General features: G+C 64.7%; 21 protein-coding genes. 9 read left to right on the top strand and 12 right to left on the bottom strand.

Annotated features, from left to right (window positions below; translation table 11 throughout):
• Positions 1–308: 308 nt before the first annotated feature.
• The 3 genes from THIVI_RS04935 to THIVI_RS04945 are packed head-to-tail and all read right to left on the bottom strand — an operon-like array spanning position 309 to position 2,386.
• On the bottom strand, positions 309–1,418 hold the full coding sequence (locus tag THIVI_RS04935) for an IS5 family transposase (RefSeq protein WP_041447215.1): 1,110 nt from the start codon (positions 1,416–1,418) through the stop codon (positions 309–311).
• Between the two features lie 48 nt (positions 1,419–1,466).
• On the bottom strand, positions 1,467–1,799 hold the full coding sequence (locus THIVI_RS04940) for a c-type cytochrome (protein WP_014777529.1): 333 nt from the start codon (positions 1,797–1,799) through the stop codon (positions 1,467–1,469).
• Positions 1,796–2,386 (bottom strand): cytochrome c3 family protein, encoded by a 591-nt coding sequence (locus tag THIVI_RS04945; protein WP_014777530.1) that lies wholly within the window; start codon positions 2,384–2,386, stop codon positions 1,796–1,798. The genes THIVI_RS04940 and THIVI_RS04945 overlap by 4 nt, the downstream gene beginning before the upstream one ends.
• A gap of 212 nt (positions 2,387–2,598) precedes the next feature.
• On the opposite strand from THIVI_RS04945, the gene cbiB reads away from it, so the two are divergent.
• The 3 genes from cbiB to THIVI_RS04960 all read left to right on the top strand — a co-directional run bounded on the left by cbiB (position 2,599) and on the right by THIVI_RS04960 (position 5,644).
• On the top strand, positions 2,599–3,558 hold the full coding sequence (gene cbiB / locus THIVI_RS04950) for an adenosylcobinamide-phosphate synthase CbiB (protein WP_014777531.1): 960 nt from the start codon (positions 2,599–2,601) through the stop codon (positions 3,556–3,558).
• A 185-nt stretch (positions 3,559–3,743) separates the two neighbouring features.
• Positions 3,744–4,493, top strand: coding sequence for a P-loop NTPase family protein (locus tag THIVI_RS04955; protein ID WP_014777532.1), 750 nt, complete (start codon positions 3,744–3,746; stop codon positions 4,491–4,493).
• A gap of 77 nt (positions 4,494–4,570) precedes the next feature.
• Positions 4,571–5,644, top strand: coding sequence for a hypothetical protein (locus THIVI_RS04960; RefSeq protein ID WP_014777533.1), 1,074 nt, complete (start codon positions 4,571–4,573; stop codon positions 5,642–5,644).
• A 75-nt stretch (positions 5,645–5,719) separates the two neighbouring features.
• Here THIVI_RS04960 and THIVI_RS04965 read toward each other — a convergent pair whose 3' ends face one another.
• The 4 genes from THIVI_RS04965 to THIVI_RS04980 all read right to left on the bottom strand — a co-directional run bounded on the left by THIVI_RS04965 (position 5,720) and on the right by THIVI_RS04980 (position 9,990).
• Entirely contained in the window at positions 5,720–6,517 is a 798-nt protein-coding gene (locus THIVI_RS04965) for a MinD/ParA family protein (protein ID WP_041446834.1), read from the bottom strand.
• A 5-nt stretch (positions 6,518–6,522) separates the two neighbouring features.
• The gene (locus tag THIVI_RS22535) at positions 6,523–8,568 is read right to left on the bottom strand and encodes an AAA family ATPase (protein ID WP_014777535.1); all 2,046 of its coding nucleotides are present in this window, start codon (positions 8,566–8,568) and stop codon (positions 6,523–6,525) included.
• Positions 8,549–9,079 (bottom strand): hypothetical protein, encoded by a 531-nt coding sequence (locus tag THIVI_RS25050; RefSeq protein ID WP_169315562.1) that lies wholly within the window; start codon positions 9,077–9,079, stop codon positions 8,549–8,551. Before THIVI_RS25050 ends, THIVI_RS22535 begins: the two co-directional genes overlap by 20 nt.
• 242 nt (positions 9,080–9,321) lie before the next feature.
• Positions 9,322–9,990, bottom strand: coding sequence for a hypothetical protein (locus THIVI_RS04980; protein ID WP_014777537.1), 669 nt, complete (start codon positions 9,988–9,990; stop codon positions 9,322–9,324).
• A 131-nt stretch (positions 9,991–10,121) separates the two neighbouring features.
• On the opposite strand from THIVI_RS04980, the gene THIVI_RS04985 reads away from it, so the two are divergent.
• Positions 10,122–11,111: a serine/threonine protein kinase gene (locus THIVI_RS04985; protein WP_014777538.1), complete on the top strand. Its 990-nt coding sequence runs from the start codon at positions 10,122–10,124 to the stop codon at positions 11,109–11,111.
• 43 nt (positions 11,112–11,154) lie between these two features.
• Here the strand turns inward: THIVI_RS04985 and THIVI_RS04990 are convergent, their stop codons facing one another.
• Complete coding sequence (locus tag THIVI_RS04990; RefSeq protein ID WP_014777539.1) at positions 11,155–11,391, bottom strand: hypothetical protein; 237 nt, start codon at positions 11,389–11,391, stop codon at positions 11,155–11,157.
• A gap of 288 nt (positions 11,392–11,679) precedes the next feature.
• On the opposite strand from THIVI_RS04990, the gene THIVI_RS04995 reads away from it, so the two are divergent.
• Together THIVI_RS04995 and THIVI_RS05000 are read left to right on the top strand one after the other, a co-directional pair.
• Positions 11,680–12,942 (top strand): glycerate kinase type-2 family protein, encoded by a 1,263-nt coding sequence (locus THIVI_RS04995; RefSeq protein ID WP_014777540.1) that lies wholly within the window; start codon positions 11,680–11,682, stop codon positions 12,940–12,942.
• A gap of 84 nt (positions 12,943–13,026) precedes the next feature.
• Positions 13,027–13,674 (top strand): gamma-butyrobetaine hydroxylase-like domain-containing protein, encoded by a 648-nt coding sequence (locus THIVI_RS05000; RefSeq protein ID WP_014777541.1) that lies wholly within the window; start codon positions 13,027–13,029, stop codon positions 13,672–13,674.
• A gap of 1 nt (position 13,675) precedes the next feature.
• On the opposite strand, the gene nudB is transcribed toward THIVI_RS05000, so the two are convergent.
• The 4 genes from nudB to ubiG all read right to left on the bottom strand — a co-directional run bounded on the left by nudB (position 13,676) and on the right by ubiG (position 17,404).
• Positions 13,676–14,122: a dihydroneopterin triphosphate diphosphatase gene (gene nudB / locus THIVI_RS05005; RefSeq protein ID WP_014777542.1), complete on the bottom strand. Its 447-nt coding sequence runs from the start codon at positions 14,120–14,122 to the stop codon at positions 13,676–13,678.
• A gap of 44 nt (positions 14,123–14,166) precedes the next feature.
• Complete coding sequence (gene aspS / locus THIVI_RS05010) at positions 14,167–15,945, bottom strand: aspartate--tRNA ligase (protein ID WP_014777543.1); 1,779 nt, start codon at positions 15,943–15,945, stop codon at positions 14,167–14,169.
• A 66-nt stretch (positions 15,946–16,011) separates the two neighbouring features.
• Complete coding sequence (locus THIVI_RS05015) at positions 16,012–16,689, bottom strand: HAD family hydrolase (protein ID WP_041446835.1); 678 nt, start codon at positions 16,687–16,689, stop codon at positions 16,012–16,014.
• Complete coding sequence (gene ubiG / locus THIVI_RS05020) at positions 16,682–17,404, bottom strand: bifunctional 2-polyprenyl-6-hydroxyphenol methylase/3-demethylubiquinol 3-O-methyltransferase UbiG (protein ID WP_014777545.1); 723 nt, start codon at positions 17,402–17,404, stop codon at positions 16,682–16,684. The genes THIVI_RS05015 and ubiG overlap by 8 nt, the downstream gene beginning before the upstream one ends.
• Before the next feature lie 219 nt (positions 17,405–17,623).
• Between ubiG and glyA the strand changes: the two genes are divergently transcribed.
• Genes glyA through ribD form a run of 3 tightly spaced genes read left to right on the top strand, consistent with a single transcriptional unit; the run spans position 17,624 to position 20,628 of the window.
• A complete protein-coding gene (gene glyA / locus THIVI_RS05025) occupies positions 17,624–18,880 on the top strand; it encodes a serine hydroxymethyltransferase (RefSeq protein ID WP_014777546.1) in 1,257 nt (418 codons plus the stop codon).
• A gap of 24 nt (positions 18,881–18,904) precedes the next feature.
• Complete coding sequence (gene nrdR / locus THIVI_RS05030) at positions 18,905–19,420, top strand: transcriptional regulator NrdR (protein WP_014777547.1); 516 nt, start codon at positions 18,905–18,907, stop codon at positions 19,418–19,420.
• Positions 19,417–20,628, top strand: a complete 1,212-nt coding sequence (gene ribD, locus THIVI_RS05035; RefSeq protein WP_014777548.1) for a bifunctional diaminohydroxyphosphoribosylaminopyrimidine deaminase/5-amino-6-(5-phosphoribosylamino)uracil reductase RibD — start codon at positions 19,417–19,419, stop codon at positions 20,626–20,628. Before nrdR ends, ribD begins: the two co-directional genes overlap by 4 nt.

Here is a 20,628-nt window from a genome sequence, read left to right on the forward strand (position 1 = left end):
CCAGACGGTCTCGCGTAGGGTCGTGGCATCGGCGTTCTCGATGACGGCGATGAGCCCCGAGGTCAGATCGAGTTACTCGCGCGCATGACCCCAGGCGTCGGCCTCGTCCAGCGTCTTGCGCGCCAGGTTTGCTTCCGGGCGACGGGGTTTGACAGACCCACAAGGCTACTGGCAGGTCATGTCGCCCGCAAGCGGGGTACTAAAGATGGCGAATGACGCCAAAATGAAAACTGCTGGCGCGGATTGCACCGAAGCAACGGAGCGCTTACCCATTTTATTTAACGCAGTCTCAGAGGGTGTAGACAAAATCAAACCGTTGTGGTCAACCGCCGCAGCAGGATGCGCGCCTCCGCCAGCCAAACCCAGGTTTCGGAGACCGCTGGCAGACGGTCATGATGCATGATCAATCGACGGGCACGCTCATTCCACGCATGGGTGCGCTCGACAACCCAGCGCTTCGGCAGCGGAACGAAGCCGTCGGCGTTGGCGATCACCACTCGGTCAGGCGCCCCGTCCACGTGCCAGGAGCCAACGCTTTTGTTGGCTGGATGGCGCACGACTTCCACGCGGATCGCGTGGGTCTGCTCGGTGGTTTGGGCAAATTGACCGGCGTAGGCGCTATCGACAAACAGCGTGTTGATCTGGGGGTACTTGGCGGCCGCGTCAGCGACGGCGCCCGAGGCGGCATCGCGGTCCTGAAGATTGGCCGCGACCACGCTCACCGCCAACACGAACCCCAAGGTATCGACCACCAGGCTGCGCTTGCGCCCCTTGACCTGCTTGCCCGCATCAAAGCCGCTCGGTCCACCCTGCGGCGAGCCGCGGGTCGATTGCGCATCCAGCACCGCCGCCGTCGGCGCGATCTCACGCCCCTCGCGTTCGCGCCATTGCCCCCGCAGTCGATCATGCATCTGCTCAAACTTCCCAGCCGCACTCCAACGGCGAAACGTCTTGTAGACATTCTGCCAAGGCGCGAAATCGTGCGGCAGCATCCGCCACGCGCACCCCGTGCGCACCACGTAGCAACACGCCTCCAGGATGCTCCGGCGCGACACGCGGGGCGGTTGACCCCGCCCGCCCGGCATCTCAAAGAGAGCGGCGACCAAGTCCCACTCCGCATCGGTCAGACAACTTGGGTAGCTTTGGTCGGGGTCGTGGCGACGATGCGCATCCGTATACCCATACCGACGCGGCGTTGCGCGCGCTTGCGCCTCGAGACCACTCTCGCCCCGGAGGCGCGTGACGCCCGCCTCCCGCAAGGACTTGCGAATCGTTGCTTCATGAGCCTCGATTCCCGTCCGTGCCGCGAGTTCCCGGGCAATCTCTGACAGCGTGGAGGTCGGGCGATCCGTGACAATTTGACGCAATACCGCTTGCTCCGCCTCGTGAATCTTGGGGGGACGACCAGCTTTCGACATCAGCGCACACCAGCTCAGTTGTAGACTGGTATACAAATAGCAGCTCAATTATTTTTGTCTACACCCTCTAAGGAACGCGGTCAAATCGGCGATTTCCTGGTCGGTCAGGTCGATCCTGGGCATCTTTGCCTCGGGTAGGGCCGCCATGGGATCCTTTAGATAGAGGCGGATCCAGGCAGCGTCGCGCTTTGTCCCGATGCCATCGAGTGGACCGCCAAGTTCCGCCATCGGACCCGATTCGCCGGCCAGGGTATGACAGAGATTGCACATTTTAGCGGCATAAATCCGTTGGCCGTTGATGAGATCGCCTTCCTGGGCACGGATGGCGATCACCAAAAGTGCCGAGCCGATAAAGAAGGCGGCAAGCAGACGCGGCTTCATTGCGCGGGCTCATCGATGGCTTCCGCTTGCGGCTTGGCGCTCTCGATTTCTCCCCGGCGCGCGGACAGATGTTGGAGAAGGTCGCGATGGCCGACATGCGCATGGCAGGTCACGCACCGCATGGCGTCTTGACCGCTGAAGTAGGTCTGATGGGCAAAGGCCGCGGTCGGTTTTTGATTCTTGGCCTGGTCGAGTCTGGAGTGGCAGACGAGACAGCCCGAGTCGTGGACATAGTCGCTGCGGCGTTCCAGATTCGCGATCCAGTCTGGCGCCTTGAAGATCGCGATCATTTGCGCCAAGCCGTCATGAATGCCAGTGTTCACCTTGGCCATCAGGTAGCTGGCTGGACTGTCGTGGGGTAAGTGACAAGCGCTGCAGGCGGTCGTGAGCCCCCGTGGATTGCTACCGCCATGAACGTCCAGCGCATAGGTCTCGGCGAACGGCCGCATGGTGTGGCAGGCCGAACAGAATTCCTGGCCGGAAGTGGCCTCGATGGCGGATTCGGCGAGAATCCAGGAGCCTGCCATCAATCCCGGTAGAATGACGAGTGAGGTCAATGGGAAAAACAGCCATTTGCGAGTTTTCATCGGCATCGGTCCATCTGCTGCTTCACACTCAATACTAGTTCAACCCTGGCAATCGCCAAGTGACTCGCCGATTCCGATGGCAACCGGCCGCTCCCTGAAACCCGGCATTGGCATCGTAATCCGCTTTTCCGATCGAGGCCCCGCATGCTGCTCGAAGAGTCCGACCTGTATCGCCCGCACCGACGGGGACGCTCTCTGTTCCTTGAACGCAAATGGGTCTGACCGGACACCTTGCGCTGATTCTGGCCGCCTGTCTGCTCGACGCGATCTTTGGCGACCCGGTGTATCGACTGCATCCAATCCGAGTCATCGGCGCCTGGAGCCTGCTCTGGGAGCGCGCGCTGTTCGCCGTCGGGTTGAACGGGCACGGCGGCGGGATACTGCACTGGCTGCTGGTGGTCGGCGGCGCGCTTGCGGCCTGGTGGGGGGCACGGTTGGGACTCGGGCTGCTGCATCCCTGGCTGGCGCCGGCCTGGGATCTCTTCGTCGCCTACAGCCTGCTGTGCATGCGCGATCTGCTGCGGCACGGCCAGCGGGTGCTCGACGCGCTCGATGACCTGCCGACCGCGCGCCAGCGTCTGAGCATGCTGGTCGGACGCGATACCACGCATCTGCAACGCGACGGGATCGTGCGCGCCACGATCGAGAGCCTGTCGGAGAATCTGACCGATGGGGTGCTGACGCCGCTCTGGGCCTTGTGTCTGTTCGGTCTGCCGGGGCTGATTCTGGTCAAGACGGTGTCGAGTTTGGATTCACTGGTCGGTTACCAAAACGAACGCTACGGACGTTTCGGCTGGGCCGGAGCGCGTTCCGACGATCTGATCCATTGGCTGCCGGCGCGACTTTCGGTTCCCCTGATCGCCCTGGCGGCGACCATCCTCGATCTGCATCCCCGGCTAGCGTTCCGGGCCGCCCGGACTTACCATGACATGCTTCCGAGCCCCAATTCAGGCTGGAGCGAGGCCGCCTGCGCCGGCGCGCTGCGAGTGCGTCTGATCGGTCCCATCCGCGATGGCGGGCAGTTGGTCACCGAGCAATACATGGGCGATCCCGACTGGCCGGCGACTCTCGATGGCGTACATTTGCGCCAGGCACTGCGCCTGATTCTGGTCTGCTGTCTGTTGGCGGTTGCGGTCGGCGCAAGCCTGAGCGCGCTGGCGTGGGGATGTTGACCGGAGATGTCTCTCTCATGGAGAATCGGGCAAGCATCGCTGGATCGCGGTTCGAGCCGCTTCTCGCTGGCGCCTCCCGTTGCGGCAAGCGATGGCGCCTAGGCGCATGGCAGACCGCGACGTCATATTCCTAATCGTTAATATTGAGTGACCCGCCGATTATGTCGCGACATACAGTTTGGATCATGAATGGCAAGGGGGGCGTCGGCAAATCGGTGCTCATGATGGTCTTGTCCTGCCTCTACGACGCCATGGGCCGCCCGCTGCGTCTCATCGATATCGACGACAAGGCCAAGCTGGCCGAGTTCGTGGGCCACGACAACGTTCTTTCGCTACGCATCGGCGCGGATATCAAGGCGCTGCGCGCCGATCCCTCGCTCGCCTACAGCTACTGGGATCAACTGGCGGCCGAGATTCTGGAGCGGGATACGGGCGTCGATCTCGGGGCCAACATGGATCGCCATATCCTCGAGTGGTCAGTCAAATCCGAACTGGGCGAGCTCTTGAGCGAAAGCGGCGTCAGCATGGATATCTATGTCCCCATCACCGCCGACCCGCTGGCGGTCAGCGCGGGCATCGAGGTGTTGGAGTCCGCCGCCAAGGCGTTTCCCGACAGTCGGCGGATTCTGGTGCTCAACCGGATCGCCGGTCATTTCAATGCCTATGAGGCGACCCCGGAATTTCATCGCATCGCGGCGATGCGGGCCGAGGGGTTGATCGTCGTCGGCATGGAGCCCTGCCTGAGCGAGGCCTGGACCGACTTCGAGCGTCTGAAACTGCCGCCTTGGCGCATCCTGCAGATGAATGCCGCCACGGTGGCGCAGCAGACCGGACTGGGCATCCTGGCCGCCAAGCGCGCGGTCGGGGATTACGCCTCCTGGCTCAAGCAGTTGCAGCAGAGCTTCGCATCGCTGGTGCCGCTTCCCCCGCAATGAACGCGGATTGCCGGCGCGGCCTGGATTGAGGCTCCCATCCCGCGACCGCGGTCGCGCATTTTCCCGTGGGTTGGTTGATGACTGCACGCTGGTTTGCCCACCTCGACGCCCATATCGCCACCGGCCAGGTCGCCGTGGAAGCCGAAAGCGCGGAGCTTCTGGGCGAGTTGCTGAAACTCGAACCGGAGCAGCGCTGGTGCCTGCTCTTGCGACGCGACCCGCGTCTCGCGCGGCTGGTTGCCGTGGATTACCGACGCCTCCTGACCCTCATGGTCGAATTGGAGTCCGGCGCGATCGCGGCCGCCCCGATTCCGCCGCAACCCTGCATTGATCACGCGTCGGCGCCCCTGGCCCTGCCCTATCTCGAACCGACTTCGCCGAAGGGTGCGCGACGCATCCTCTGGCCTCTCGGTTTATCCTTATTGGCGTTGACGGGCGCGGCAGGCGGCATGTGGCTATCGAGCCAGGATGGACGGCAGCACCTGTCGCATCTGGGCCAGACGGCCCAGACCTGGTGGCGAACGCGGAACGTCACGGGAGCCGACCGCGAGGGTGCGCTGGCCTGGCAGATTCTGGACAGCGAACATCAGCGCCGCGCCATGGTGGCCTTCGTGGTGCTTGAGACCCTGTCGCGAAAACTCGCCGACGGTCAGCCCTTCGCAACCGAACTGGCCGCGCTCAACCGACTCTGGCCGGAGCCGGCGCAATTGGCCTTTCTGGATGCGCTCGCCGCTCAGGATCCCGCGGAGCCGGTCGCCCTGCGCGCGGAGCTGGCGCGCCTGAACGCGGATTTGACCAGGCAGCGCGGCGAATGGACGCAGTTGGCGCAATATGGACGGTTGAGTCCCGCGGACTATGCCGCGCGCGTGCAGCCCCTGGAGACCTTGCGCGATCAGGCGGAGGCGGCCCTGACACAGGCCGGCCAAGGGGCCTGGCGGGCGGCGCTGGAGGCCCTGCCGGAGGTTGAGGATCCCGCGTATCGCAACTGGCGCGAGCGTGTTCAACGCTGGCTGGAAACCCAGGACGCCGTCTCTGAACTCGCGCGCCAGGCCTGGTCGCAATGGACATCCGGCCTGCCAAACGCGCCCCCGCCAAATTCTCCCCAGCCAGACACGCTCCAGGCAGGCACGCCAAAGGCGCCACCGTCATGATCCGGGCGCGTCATCCATTGTATTCGTATGGGATGATCGCCGCCCCGCCACTGCTCCAAGGTTCGGATCGATCTTTTATCCAGAGCCGAACAGTGCCCGCAGAAAACCTCCCAAACTGTTTTTGATGCCGATTCCCCTGTCGTCGGCGAGACGGGTCGCCACCTCTCGGATGTGCCGCGCACTCGCGGCCCTGGGGTTGAGAATCAGATGCGGCTTCTGCGCCATGATGCTTTTTTGGATCAGGGGATCGAACGGGATCGAACCGATACAGTCGAGTCCCTCGTGCAGGAAGCGGCTGGTGACGCTGTTAAGACGGGCGGCGACGTCCCGCGCTTGAGCGCCGGAGACAACGCAATTGACCAGGAGTTTGAGCGCCTTCCCGCGTGTTTCGCGGCGTGCCAGGACGGTTTTGACGATGCCGTAGGCATCGGTCAGGGAGGTTGGCTCCGGAGTCGTGACGATGACGGTACGTTCCGCCGCCAGGATAAAACGGATGACGTTATCGCCGATGCCGGCCCCGGTGTCGATGATCAGTATGTCGTAGCCATGGATCTCCTCCAGTCCGTGCAGGACATTCTGTCGTTCGTGCTCGCCCAGCTCGGAGAGTTCGGCGATTCCGCTGCCGCCAGCGATCAGGTCCAGGCCATACTCCGTCGGGATGACGATCTGAGACAGGTTTTTGCGTCCGCGCACCACATCGTGAATCGTGAATTCGGGATTGATCCTCATCTGTACATTGAGATTTGCCATCCCCATGTCGCCATCGAGCAGCAGAACGCGCTTCCCCCCGCGAGCCATGGCGATGCCCAGATTGACGGCGAGGGTGGTTTTGCCAACCCCGCCTTTCCCGGAGGTGATGCAGAGGCTGTGCATCCGCTTCAGCCGTCGCCCTGGACCACGCGGACCACCAGACATTTCTGGCCTCGGCTCCGCAGGTTCCCGCACCAGTCCGCGGCCGCGCGCTGGCTGTCCCATCCCATGACGCGCAGCCGGTAGAAGTCGTCGCGCGTGTCGCCAAAACGCGCACGGCTGATCGCGAGCCTCAGATTTTTGAGCATGGCTGCATACTTGCGCATGAAGACCTCGCTGTCTTCCCGCACGCGATCCAGCGAACGTCCGGCCAGCACCTGCACATCCCAGCGGTAATCGGGGAGTGGCGGAAGCCGAATTTCCAAGAGTTCCGTGTCCGGTTCGGGCGTCGCGGGTAGCAGGGTATCCACGATGTCGGTCATCGCCGCGTCTTCGGTCTCGTCTCCCATGAACGGCGCGTCCCGATCGTCTGGCGTGTCCAGCGACTCCAGGGTGTCCGCTGCGTCCGTTGTTTCCGCTGCCGCCATCGGCTCCAGGTTAACCGCCGTCTCAGGCGTTCCCGCTGCCTCGCTCGGCTTCAGATTCTCCGCCGCCTCCGCTGCCTCCGCTGTGCCCGCTGCGGCCATCGGCTCCAGGTTATCCGCCGTCTCCGGCGCTCCCGCTACCTCCGACGACTCCGGTGGTCCCGGCTCGTCCGCCGGCTCCATTGTGTCCATTGTGCCCGCTGTCTCGCCTGCCTCCAGATTGTCCGCCGTCTCCGGCATTCCCGCTGCCTCCACCGTTTCCAGTGGGTCCGGCTCGTCCACCAGCGCCAGGGTGTCCGCTACCTCTGTTGTCTCCAGTATGCCCGCTGTCTCGCTCGGCTTCAGGCTGTCCGCCGCATCCGTCGTTCCCGCTGTCGCCAACGGCTCCAGTGAATCCAGCTCGTCTACCGGCTCCGGCTTGGCCGGCACGCTGATGTCGGCGCTGAACGGCTCAGGATTCGGCACCCCCTGCCCGGTACCGGGCAGGAGTTCGGCGAGTCCGTTCCGCCAGGGCGCGTCTGGCAGCCGGAGAGACAACAGGAGTGCGATCGACAGAGCCAGAAGCAGCAGAAGCGGCGCGAGCAAGCGTGTCCGTCGCTTCGGCACGCGGGGGCGAAAGAGTTCATCGAACACCTGCGTATCCTGCTGGCGCCCGGCCTCCCAGGTTTCGTCATAGAGCAGCGACGAAGGATCCATGAGCCAAGCCTGGATGCGTGTGCACATCCGGTCGCGCTCGCTTGTCATACGCTCCTGGCGGGTCCGGAAAGACCAGCCATTGTCCGGTTGTTGATGTTCTTCGTGCCCCAACAGCCATTCCGCGGCCAGATCCAGATAGGCCTGGCTGACATCGCACTGCAGGCAGTGCGTCAATAACGGCTGGCCGCGCTCGGCTGCATCCCGGACCGCATCGTCGAACGGAATCTCGGTCAGCAACATGATGTGTCCATAATCCTGCCGCAGGGTGTTGACCAGCGCCTGATCGGATGTGCTCGGGGTGCGCCGGACGAGCAGCAGATGCACGCCGAGCAACGGTTGCTGGAGACCGGCGCGCAGGCGGCCGATGGTCTTGAGCAGGGTGGGCAGACTTTCGAGGACGAAGGATTCACAGGGAACGGGCAACAGAATCTTGTGCGCGGCGGCCAGTGCATTGAGGGTGAGCAGCCCCACGGAGGGCGGACAATCGATCACGATGTCATCGAAACGGAAGGGGAGCGAGGGCAGCGTCGCCAGCGCCTGATGCAGCCGGGTTCGACTGTCGCCCAGTAGCGCCAGCTCGCTTTCGATGCCGCTCAGACCGGGACCGGCGGGTACCAGAAAGAGATCCGGGATCTCGGTCGCGGTCATCATCTCGCGGGTCAGGTTCGCTTCGCGCAGCATGCGTTCCGTGCCGCCCGCCAGGACACCGGACATCAGGGTCAAACCGGCCTGTCCCTGCGGATCCAGATCCATCAGCAGGACGGTGCGGCCCGCGGCCACCAGCGCGATGGAGAGATTGAGCGCCGTGGTGCTCTTGCCGACGCCGCCTTTCTGACTGGCGATGGCGATGACTTCCGGCGAGGCGAGACGCGGATCAGCGAGCGTTCGATTCATGGCGGTGTCCCTCGCTGACGGAGGGAGTGTCGGTAATGAGACTTTCCAGACCCTGGCGCTTGCGTCCGAGACGCGAGATGCGCGTCCCTTCGATGGGCTGCGGGGGAGGCTGATCGAAGACTGGCGGTTCGGTCGGTGCCGGATGGCTGTCCTCGACGATCCAGGGCGCGAAACCGGTGTGGATGCGCGGTGGTGGATCCCGCCGTGCGCTCGCAACCGTGAAGCGTTCGTTCGGCTGCCCGGCCAGTTCGTCATACAAGGCGGCCTGGCGTCGCATGAGCTGCTGACGCGGGGGCGGCCGCCAGACGCCCAGTTCCAGCGTGAGCGGGTCGTGAGGATCTTGATTGGACGTTGGCGGACGCATGGAGACCTGTCGCGGATTGGCCGGTGGGGACCGCGGCGATGCCCGCGCGGAGACGCGCCGCGCGCGCCACTGGCGCCATCTTAGCAGTAACAGGGCCATGAGCGCGGCTCCCGCCAGAACGTTCAGGATGACGGCTGGAATGTTCATCGCAATGCGCGCACGACCCGAACGGCAGCCGGATTTTTCGCGAAACAGATATCGAAGGAAGCGCGCCAGCATGAATCCATGTCGTGAACCGTCGGAGTTTACAAAGGTTGCGAGTCTCTGCTGCCGCACAACGGATGGACGAAGAATCCGCCGCTCGGCGGCAACCGGTTCCGCCAGGGCGGCAACTCGGATCATTATATAAAAATACGCCTGTCTCGCCCCCGAAATCGACGGCTGGCGTTTCACTTCTCCAGAACATCCAGGGACAGTGGATACACCTCCTCGACCGCGAAGGGCTCGTCCGCGTCCGGGTCGACGCTGACCCAGATGCCGCCGACGACGGGCGAGCCCGGCACCTCGGCCCTGACGAAACGCGGGAAGGGCAATCCGGTGCCGGGATCGATCAGGGGTCGGTCATGCTTGAAACCATGCGTGTCGCCATGAATCAGCAGGACCGGCCCCGCATACTCCGCCATCAGCCGTACCAGCGCGCGTCTTGTCGCGGCAAAGCCGCGCGGTGAACGGTTCATGTGAAAGAACGGATCGGCGTGGAACAGCAGCACCATTGCCCGCGCGCCTCGCTCGTTGGCCAAACGAGCCGCGCGACGCAAGGCGGCGCGGTTGACCTTATCGCGTCGTTTGAACTCGTCCATCGCGGCCGGGTCGTCCTCGCGATATCCATTGTCGGCGCAGGGCGTGCTGCCACTTTTGATGTCGCCAAGATGGACCAGAAACGGCGTCCACTGGACGATCGCGGCCACGAACAGCCGTTGTAACTGCGGCATTTCGGCTGGCGCATAGGGCGCGTCGCCAGTGGCGAAGAAGCGCAGGGGCGCGGCGGACGCGGGCGTTGCGGCGCATCCCAGCAGCACGAGGAACAGGATGTGGTGTAGGCGCGAAAATCCATGCATAAGCGTCGTTGCCTCGCGAATGCGGCCGCCGGGAAACCCGATGCATCATGCCCGCCCGCCGGTCGCGGCGCAATTCTTAACGGATCCGCGCGGGTCGGACAAACCACGGGGGCGAGGTATAGAATCCAGTCATGACCACATCCAATCCAACCCCCTATGCCAATCTCACCCCGGATCTCGTGCTCGATGCGGTGGAGAGTCTCGGACTCCTGACCGATGGGCGTCTGCTGGCGCTGAACAGCTATGAAAACCGGGTCTATCAGGTCGGTCTCGATGAATCCACGCCGGTCATCGCCAAGTTCTACCGACCGGAACGCTGGAGCGACGAGGCCATCCTGGAGGAGCATGCCTTCACCCTGACCCTGGCCGAACACGAAATTCCGGCCGTCCCGCCGTCGATCATCGCGGGTCGCACCCTGCATGCATTCGGCGGCCACCGCTTCTCGCTGACCCCGCGCCGGGGCGGACGCACGCCGGAGTTGGAAGACGCGACGGTGCTGGAATGGATCGGACGCTTCATCGGACGCATCCATGCCGTCGGGGCCATCGCGCCCTTCGCGCATCGTCCGACCCTCGACATCGACAGTTTCGGCACCGAACCGCGCGATTTTCTGCTGGCCAACGACTGGATTCCGAGCGACCTGCTGCCCGCCTATGCCAGCGTGGTCGATCAGGCGCTTCAGGGCGTGCGGGCCTGCTATGCGCGCGCCGGTTCGGTCCAATCCATCCGGCTGCACGGCGACTGTCATCTCGGCAATCTGCTCTGGACCGACGCCGGACCGCACTTCGTCGACTTCGACGACGCCCGCATGGGGCCGGCGGTGCAGGATCTGTGGATGCTGCTCTCGGGCGAGCGCGGCGAGATGAGCCGTCAGCTTGCCGACGTGCTGGCCGGTTACGAGGATTTTCAGGAATTCGACCCGCGCGAGCTGCATCTGATCGAGGCGCTACGCACCCTACGCATCATTCACCATGCCGCCTGGCTCGCCCGCCGCTGGGAGGATCCGGCCTTTCCGGCGGCCTTCACCTGGTTCGGCAACCAGCATTATTGGCAGAACCATATCCTGCAACTGCGCGAACAGATCGCGGCCATGGAAGAAGGGCCGCTCTGGTCCGCCTGAGATTCTCCGATGGCCCCTGCCGCGCGCGGGCGTGTCCGGGCAGTTACGCCCGCGCCGACTGCTCGTCATGCCGACAGTGCCGTTTGATGCAACTCATGACATAGTGAACGAACGTGGCGCCAACGGCGAGGAAGACGACGCTCGTGATGCCGGCGCGCGGCAGGAGCGAGGTCATGGACAGACCGAGCATCAACCAGGTGACGAAGGCGATGACGCTGGTCAGGATGAATATGACGGCAAAGGTCCAGGCCGGGGGGTTGCATTTGGGGCAGAGGTTCATGCTGGATCACTCGTTATTAGGTTCTCGGATGGAACCCGTTGACGCTGTCCCTAGACTGACATGGATGTGATGCGCGGAAAGGATAGTCGGGCTCCGCCTGCCCGATGACACCCATAACCGCATTTGCTCCGATCACCAGGCGTTCGTGCCGACCTGGCCGATCGCTCAAAAAAAACGCAAAGCACACTGGACGCACCTTTAGCTTAGAACTCTTCCCGACAGAAAACGCATTGAAATGGATCAATCCCCAAAAAATTAAGAAGCCCGGCGAGAGACAGGCAATGTCGCATGACTGACCGAATCGAGTCACGCCAACGGCTCGCGCGGATCCTGGCCGTAGCGCTCCAGTCGGTCGAGGGCCGCGCGGCGGTGCGTCGCGCGCTGGCCGCCCGACCGATCGCCGGACCGGTCTGGCTCTGCGCCATCGGCAAGGCGGCAGAGTCGATGGCGCTGGGCGCGTGCGACAGCCTGGGCGCGACCGGTTCTGGCGGATTGCTGATCACCAAATCCGGGCATCTGAGCCAGTCCCGGCTCGGCTGTCTTGGAATCGAGTCCCTGGTCGGCGGCCATCCGATCCCCACCGCCGCCAGTCTGGACGCGGGCGCGCGCCTGCTCGCCGCGCTCCGGGAGGCGCCGCCCGACGCCACCCTGCTCTTTCTGCTCTCGGGCGGTGCGTCGAGTCTGGTCGAGGTGCCGGTTGCGGGGTTCGATCTTGCGGATCTACAACGCCTGAATCGCTGGCTGCTCGGCAGCGGACTGCCCATTGATGAGATGAATCTGGTCCGTAAATCGGTCTCGCGGATCAAGGCTGGCGGGTTGCTGGGACTCGTCGCCGACCGACCGCTTCGGCAACTGGCGATCTCCGATGTGCCCGGCGACCGTCCTGGCGTCATCGGCTCGGGTCTGTTGACGCCCGAGCCGGATCTGGCGCGGCGGGCGCGTCATCTGGATCTCCCCGACTGGCTGGCGGACTGGGTCCGGCATGGATTGACCGAGCGCGCCAGCTCCGACCGCCTGACTCCGGCGACTTCGCCCGACCGCCCACCCACCATGGAATTGGTCGCCACCCTGGCAACCGCCATGAGCGCGGCGCTGGAGGCCGCCCGGCGGGAAGGCGTAACGGCGTATCGACACGAGTCACTCGTTCAGGGCGATGCCGCCGAGCGCGGTCGCGCGCTGGCCCACACCCTGATGAAAGGTCCGTCCGGTCTGCATATCTGGGGCGGAGAGACGACCGTGCGTTTGCCGGAATCGCCTGGACGTGGCGGGCGCAACCAGCACCTGGCCCTGGCGGCGGCGGTCGAACTCGCGGGCCGGGCCGACTGTCTGCTGCTGAGCGCGGGCACCGATGGGACCGACGGGCCCACGGACGATGCCGGCGCCCTGGTCGACGGCGGAACCCTCGGGCGCGCGCAACTGGCGGGCCTCGACGCGCTGGACTGTCTGGAGCGCGCCGATGCGGGGCGTCTGCTGGAGTCGAGCGGCGATTTGATCGACACCGGACCGACCGGCACCAATGTGATGGACCTGATTCTTGGACTGAAACTGTGACCGAAATCCGGATGTCACGACCGGCGCATCCAGGTCATAATGTCCGGGAACGCCAAATTCCTGGAACGCTAGCGACATCCGCTCATGACCGAACAACCCAGCCAGCGCCATCCCACCGAGATCAACCTCCACGCCAAGTCGCGTCTGCTCACCATCGTCTTCGATGACGGCGCCTCGTTCGATTTGCCCTGCGAATATCTTCGGGTCTTTTCGCGGGCCGCCGAGGTGCGCACCCTGAACCGGCCGGTCACGGGCAAGGAAACCGTCAACATCCTCGCGATCGAGCCTCAGGGTCAGTACGCCGTGCGCATCCTCTTCGATGACGGACACGACACCGGCATCTATTCGTGGGACACGCTCTACCGGCTTGGGCAGGAGAAAGCGCGCAACTGGTCGGATTATCTCGCGAAACTGGAACAGATCGGCTACCGACGGGCCGAGCCGGAACAGGGCGAGAAACGCATCCGGCTGCTCTATTTCGCCTGGCTGGCCCACAAGCTGCGCAAGGAATCCGAGGAGTTGACGGTTCCGGCGGAGGTCGGGGATATCGCGTCGCTGATACGCTGGCTCGGGTCGCGCAAACGCGGCGCGGCGGTGCTGTTCGAGGCTGGGCGAGTTCGGGTAACGATCAACAAGCAGTTCAGCGAACCCTTCACCAAACTGCATGACGGCGACGAGGTCGGGATCGTACCGACCTCCCCCACTCCGCCGGCGACTCCCGACCTGATCTGACTTATCCGAGCGAGCAGGCCAGCGCCCGGATGGCGTCGCGATTGGTCCAGGATCCGGTGAGCCGGGCCGCGGCCTCGGCCGAAAGCCAGCGGTATTCCAGATGCTCGCGCGGGTTCAGCTCGATGAGACGCCGGGTTTCCAGCACCAGGGCGAACCAGTATTCGCGATTGAAACAGACATTGGGCGCGTACCGCCTACGCCAGGCCGCGATGATCGGGAACAGCGCCGAATGACGCAGATCGATCAGCGCCCCGCCCACCCGCAGCCCGGTCTCCTCGCGCACCTCGCGCGCGGCGGCGAGCCGGGGCGACTCGCCAGGCTCCAGACTCCCCGTCACCGACTGCCAAAAGGCCGCCGGGCGGACGCGCCGCAGTAACAGGAACTCGCCGCCACGGGTACAGATGACGACCAGCACGGACTGCGGACGCTTCAAGGCTTCAGGGGGCATGGCACGCGCTGTCTCGTCCTCTGGAATCATGCCGGGAAACAGGCTCAGGGACGCAGCCGGATGCGCAACGCCAATTCCTTGAGTTGCGCCTCGTCGACCGCCGACGGGGCGTCGGTCAGCGGACAGGCGGCGCTCTGGGTCTTGGGGAAGGCCATGACATCGCGGATCGAGGTCGCACCGGTCATCAGCATCACCAGTCGATCCAGTCCGAAGGCGATGCCGCCATGCGGCGGACAGCCGAACTTGAGCGCCCGCAGCAGGAAGCCGAAACGGTCCTCGGCCTGCTCGTCGCCGATCGCCAGCAGCTTGAAGACGCTGCGCTGGACGGCGTCGCGATGAATACGGATGGAGCCGCCACCGATCTCGGTGCCGTTCAGTACCATGTCATAGGCGCGCGACAGACAGGCGCCGGGGTCCGTTTCCAGCCGGTCGAGCTGATCCTCTTTGGGCGCGGTAAAGGGGTGATGCAGCGCGACCCAGCGCTGGTTGGCGGGATCGTGCTCGAACATCGGAAAGTCGACGACCCAGACCGGGCGCCAGCCCTCGGCCATCAGCCCGCGCTCCTGCCCCAGTTTCACGCGCAGCGCGCCGATGGATTCGTTGACCACGGTCGCCTTGTCGGCGCCGAAGAAGATGAGATCGCCATCCTCGGCGCCGGTGCGCGCCATGATACCGTTCAGCGCGGCGTCGGGCAGGTTCTTGACGATCGGCGACTGCAAGCCCTCGCGGCCCTTCGCGGCCCACTCGTTGACCTTGATATAGGCCAGCCCCTTGGCCCCATAGATGCCGACGAACTGAGTGTAGGCATCGATCTCCTTGCGCGACAGCTCGCCGCCCTTGGGCAGACGCAGCGCCACGACGCGCCCGTCCGGATCCTGCGCGGGACCGGCGAAGACCTTGAAATCGACCTCGGCCATCAGGTCGGCGACATCGATCAGTTCCAGCGGCACGCGCAGGTCCGGACGATCCGAGCCAAAGCGGCGCATGGCCTCATGGTAGGTCAGACGCGGGAAGGGATCGGGGAGATCGACCCCGCTGACCGCGCGAAAGAGATCGCGGATCATGGACTCCATCAGGACCATCAGCTCATCCTCGGTCATGAAGGAGACTTCGATATCGAGCTGGGTGAATTCGGGCTGACGGTCGGCGCGCAAATCCTCGTCGCGGAAGCAGCGGGCGACCTGATAATAGCGGTCCAGACCCGACATCATCAGCAGTTGCTTGAACAACTGCGGCGATTGGGGCAGCGCGAAGAACTCGCCCGGATGGGTGCGGCTGGGGACCAGATAATCGCGCGCGCCCTCGGGCGTGGACTTGGTGAGGATAGGCGTCTCGATGTCCAGGAAGCCGTGACTGTCCAGGAAACCGCGCAGCATCCGGGTCACCTGGGCGCGCGTGCGCAGACGCGACTGCATCTCCGGGCGGCGCAGATCCAGATAACGGTAACGCAGACGCAGTTCCTCGGAGGCGTCGGCGGCATGGGTGTCGAGCTGGATCGGCGGGGTCTCGGAGGCGTTCAGCACCTCCAGATCCAGCCCCAGGATCTCGATGGCGCCGGTCGGCAGGTCCGCGTTGACGGTGCCCGCCGGACGCGGACGCACCCGGCCCGTAATCTTGAGCACGTATTCGCTGCGCACCTGCTCGGCGCGGGCGAACACCTCGGCGCGGTCCGGGTCGAACACCACCTGCACCAAACCCTCGCGATCGCGCAGATCGATGAAGATCACGCCGCCGTGGTCACGCCGCCGCTGGACCCAGCCGCACAGCACGACCTCCTGACCATCGTGACTGCCGTTCAACTCTCCACAGTAATGCGTGCGCATCGTGACTCTTGCCCTCTCAATTCACAGTAGACGAAATTCGTTTTGACTGTTTTCCCTTGGAAAACGTCATTTCCCCGGCAGCCAGTCGAGCACATCGAGCGGATGCTCGATCAGCCCATGCGCGCCCCAACGATCAGGCGCGTCGTCGGCGCCAAGATACCCGAACAGCGCGACCAGCGTGCCCATGCCGGCGGCCAGACCCGCCTGAATGTCGCGCTCGGCGTCGCCCACATACCAACAGCGCCGCGGATCGACCCGCAGCAGATCGCAGGCATGAAACAGGGGGTCAGGTGACGGCTTGGGACGCGCGGCGGTGTCGCCGCTGACCACGCAGCCGGCGCGCTCGCGCAGACCGAGCAGTCCCATGAGCGGATCGGTCAGCCAGGCGGGTTTGTTGGTGACAATGCCCCAAGAGATGCCACGCCGCTCCAGGGTGTCGATCAGTTCGACGATGCCGGGGAAAGGCACCGTATCCTGGACCAGCGCCGCCGCGTAAATCTCCATGAATTCCAGGCGCAGCGGCTCGTAGTCCGGATCCTCCGGCCCCAGACCGAAACCGATCCGCAGCATGCCCCGTCCGCCGTGGGAGACGTAGGGCCGCACCCGCGCGAACGGCAGCGGCGCTCGGCCATGGCGGGCGAGCAGTCGGTTCAGCGCGGCGGCCATGTCGGGCGCGGTGTCGGCGAAGGTGCCGTCCAGATCGAACAGCACGGCGCCGTCTCGCGGCACAGGCAGGTCAGGCATGCGGTTCGCGCACGCAGGTCACGAGATAATTCACGTCCAGATTGCGCGGGTCGAGGCGGTAGGTGCGCGTCAAGGGTTGATAGGTCATGCCCATCAGATCGACGGTGCGCAGCTCGGTGGGACGGACCCAGGCGTCCAGCTCCGAGGGACGGATGAAGCGCGCATAGTCATGGGTGCCGCGCGGCAGCATGCCCATGACATATTCCGCGCCGATGACCGCCATCAGGAAGGCTTTCGGGTTGCGGTTGAGGGTGGAGAAAAACACCTTGCCGCCCGGTCGCACCAGTCGGGCGCAGGCATCCACCACCGAGGCCGGATGCGGCACATGCTCCAGCATCTCCATGCAGGTCACGACCTCGAAACTCTCCGGCTGCTCCTCGGCCAGGGCCTCGACCGTGACGCGCCGGTAGTCGACCTCGACGCCGCTCTCCAGGGTATGCAGCTCGGCCACCCGCAGCGGCATGGCGCCCATGTCGATGCCGGTGACTTGCGCGCCGCGCAACGCCATGCTCTCGGATAGGATGCCGCCGCCGCAGCCGACATCCAGGACGCGCTTATCGGCCAGCCCGCCCGCGCCCCGCTCGATATAGTCCAGGCGCAGCGGATTGATGTCGTGCAGCGTTTTGAATTCGCTGTGCGGATCCCACCAGCGCGAGGCGAGTTCCTCGAACTTGCTGATCTCGGCGTGATCGACGTTGTGGATGGTCTCGGTCATGGCGGCGGGTCCGGGGAGTGAGGGCGGATGGGCGCGCGCGAGGTGCGTATACCGCGAAATTACAATGCAGGCCACTATTGTAAAGCGAACGGCGTTCCTTCATCCAGAAATCGCCACAGGTGCGCAAACCTCGCGATCCCTGCCGGACGCGGTTTAATCGGCGACGCGGGCGCGCGAAATCGCTAAAATACTTCGCTTTGCATGACCGGGACCGTGAAAATGTTCGAGAAAACCCTACAGATCAGCGATTACGATCCGGAACTCTGGGCCGCCATCCAGGACGAGGAGCGTCGGCAGGAAGAGCATGTCGAACTCATCGCCTCCGAGAATTACGCCAGCCCGCGCGTGATGCAGGCGCAGGGCGGCGTGCTGACCAACAAATACGCCGAAGGCTATCCAGGCAAGCGTTATTACGGCGGCTGCGAGCATGTCGACGTGGCCGAACAGCTCGCCATCGACCGCGCCAAGCAACTGTTCGGCGCCGCTTACGCCAATGTTCAGCCGCATTCCGGCTCGCAGGCCAATGCCGCCGTCTTCCTCGCGCTCTGCAACGCGGGCGACACCGTGCTTGGCATGAGTCTGGCGCACGGCGGGCATCTGACCCACGGGGCCAAGCCGAATTTCTCCGGCAAGCTCTATCACGCCGTTCAGTACGGCCTGAATCCGGAAACCGGCGAGATCGACTACGACGAGGTCGAGCGTCTGGCCCATGAGCACAAGCCGCGCATGGTCATCGCCGGCTTTTCCGCCTATTCGCGCATCGTCGACTGGCAGCGTTTCCGCGATATCGCCGACAGCGTGGGCGCGTTTCTGCTGGTCGACATGGCGCATGTCGCCGGACTCGTGGCCGCCGGAGTCTACCCGAGCCCGGTCCAGATCGCCGATGTGACCACCACCACCACCCACAAGACCCTGCGCGGTCCGCGTGGCGGTTTGATCCTGGCGAAGGCCAACCCCGAGATCGAGAAAAAACTCAACTCAGTGGTCTTTCCCGGCATCCAGGGCGGTCCGCTGATGCATGTGATCGCCGCCAAGGCGGTGGCCTTCAAGGAGGCGCTGGAGCCTGGATTCAAGATCTATCAGGAACAGGTGGTGCGCAACGCGCGGATCATGGCCGAGGTCTTCCTCGCCCGTGGCTATGATGTCGTCTCGGGTGGCACCGACGATCATCTGTTCCTGGTGAGCTTCATCCATCAGGGTTTGACCGGCAAGGACGTGGACGCCTGGCTGGGCGCGGCCAATATCACGGTCAACAAGAATGCCGTCCCCAACGATCCGCAATCGCCCTTCGTGACCAGCGGGATTCGCGTCGGGACGCCGGCCATCACCACGCGCGGTTTCGGCGCCGACGAGGCACGCGCGCTGGCCGGCTGGATGTGCGATCTGATCGATGCACGGGGCGAGCCAGGCGCCATCGCGGCCGTCAAGGACAAGGTGCTGGATCTCTGCAAGCGTTTTCCGGTCTACGAGCGCTGACGGCTAACCACTGACCAATCACTCATGCGCTGTCCCTTCTGCGGTGCCCAGGATACCAAGGTCGTCGACTCGCGCCTGTCGGGCGAGGGCGATCAGGTGCGTCGGCGGCGCAAATGCGTGGTGTGCAAGGAACGGTTCACGACCTACGAATCCGCCGAACTCAATCTGCCGCGCATCGTCAAACGCGATGGCAGTCGCGTCCCCTTCGACGGCCGCAAGCTGCGCTCCGGGATCATGCGGGCGCTGGAGAAACGCCCCGTCAGCACCGAGCAGATCGACACTGCCATGTCGCATATCCAACGGCGCTTGATGTCGAGCGGCGAGAGCGAGGTGCCCTCGTTGCGGATCGGCGAGCTGGTCATGGACGAATTGCGCCAGCTCGATCAGGTCGCCTATGTGCGCTTCGCCTCGGTCTATCGGAAATTCGAGGACGTGGCCGCCTTCCGCGAGGAGATCGAACGGCTCGAACGTCAACCCTCGCCCGAGGCCAATCGTCATCAGATGGATCTGCTCAAGGAACTGGAGTCCAACGCCGAATGAACGACACGGCGGACTCAGGCGCGCGGCGGGTCTCCGATGAATTCGCCATGGCGGAGGCGATCCATCTGGCCAAACGGGGGCGTTATAGCGCCGACCCCAATCCGTGCGTGGGCTGCGTGCTGGTGCGCGACGGTCTGCCGGTCGGCCAGGGCTGGCATCGCCGCGCCGGCGAGCCGCACGCCGAGCGCAACGCGCTGGCCCAGGCGGGCGAGTCCGCGCGCGGGGCAACGGCCTATGTGACCCTGGAGCCCTGCTGTCATCATGGCCGCACGCCGCCCTGCACGGACGCGCTCATCGCGGCGGGCGTAACGCGGGTGGTCTGCGCCATGGCGGACCCGAATCCGCTGGTCGCCGGCAAGGGGATCGCCATGCTGCGCGAGGCGGGCATCGAGGTGAAAACCGGCGTGCTGGAGGAACAGGCACGGGCGTTGAATCCTGGTTTCATCAAACGCATGGAGCAGGGTCGGCCCTTCGTCCGCTGCAAACTGGCGGCGAGCTTGGACGGTCGCACGGCCATGGCCAGCGGCGAGAGCCAATGGATCAGCTCGACGGCATCGCGACGCGAAGTGCAGCTCTGGCGCGCCGCGAGTTCGGCCATTCTGACCGGGATCGGCACGGTGCTCGCGGACGATCCGAGCCTGAACGTGCGTCTGTCGGCGGACGAGGTGCCAGAACTGGATCCGCTGGATCGGATGGAGATGGAACTGGAGTTGAATCTGGAACTGAAACCGGAGCCGGGCGTCCCGCCCCGTCAACCGCTGCGGATCGTGGTCGACAGTCATTGGCGCATGCCGTTGCAGGCGCGGATGCTGACGCTGCCCGGCGAGACGCTGGTGGTGGGCGTGGACGACGCGCCCGCGCGGATGGACGCGCTCGTGGCCGCCGGCGCCTTGGTGTATCGCTGTCCGCAACGCGCGGGGCGAGTGGATCTGGAGGCGCTGATGGGCGAGCTGGCGCGCCGGGAAGTCAACGAATTGCTGCTGGAAACCGGCGCAACCCTGGCCGGATCCATGCTGGCCGCCGGGCTGATCGACGAGATCGTGCTCTATCAGGCGCCGCATTTGATGGGCGACGCCGGGATGGGGTTATTTCATCTGCCGGGGGTCACGACGATGGCCGAGCGGATGACGCTGGAGATCGTCGATGTGCGGCGGGTTGGGGTCGATCTGCGGGTTCGGGCGCGGCCGGTCATGACACACGAGGGTTGA

The sequence above is a fragment of the Thiocystis violascens DSM 198 genome (genome assembly GCF_000227745.2).
Lineage (GTDB): Bacteria > Pseudomonadota > Gammaproteobacteria > Chromatiales > Chromatiaceae > Chromatium > Chromatium violascens.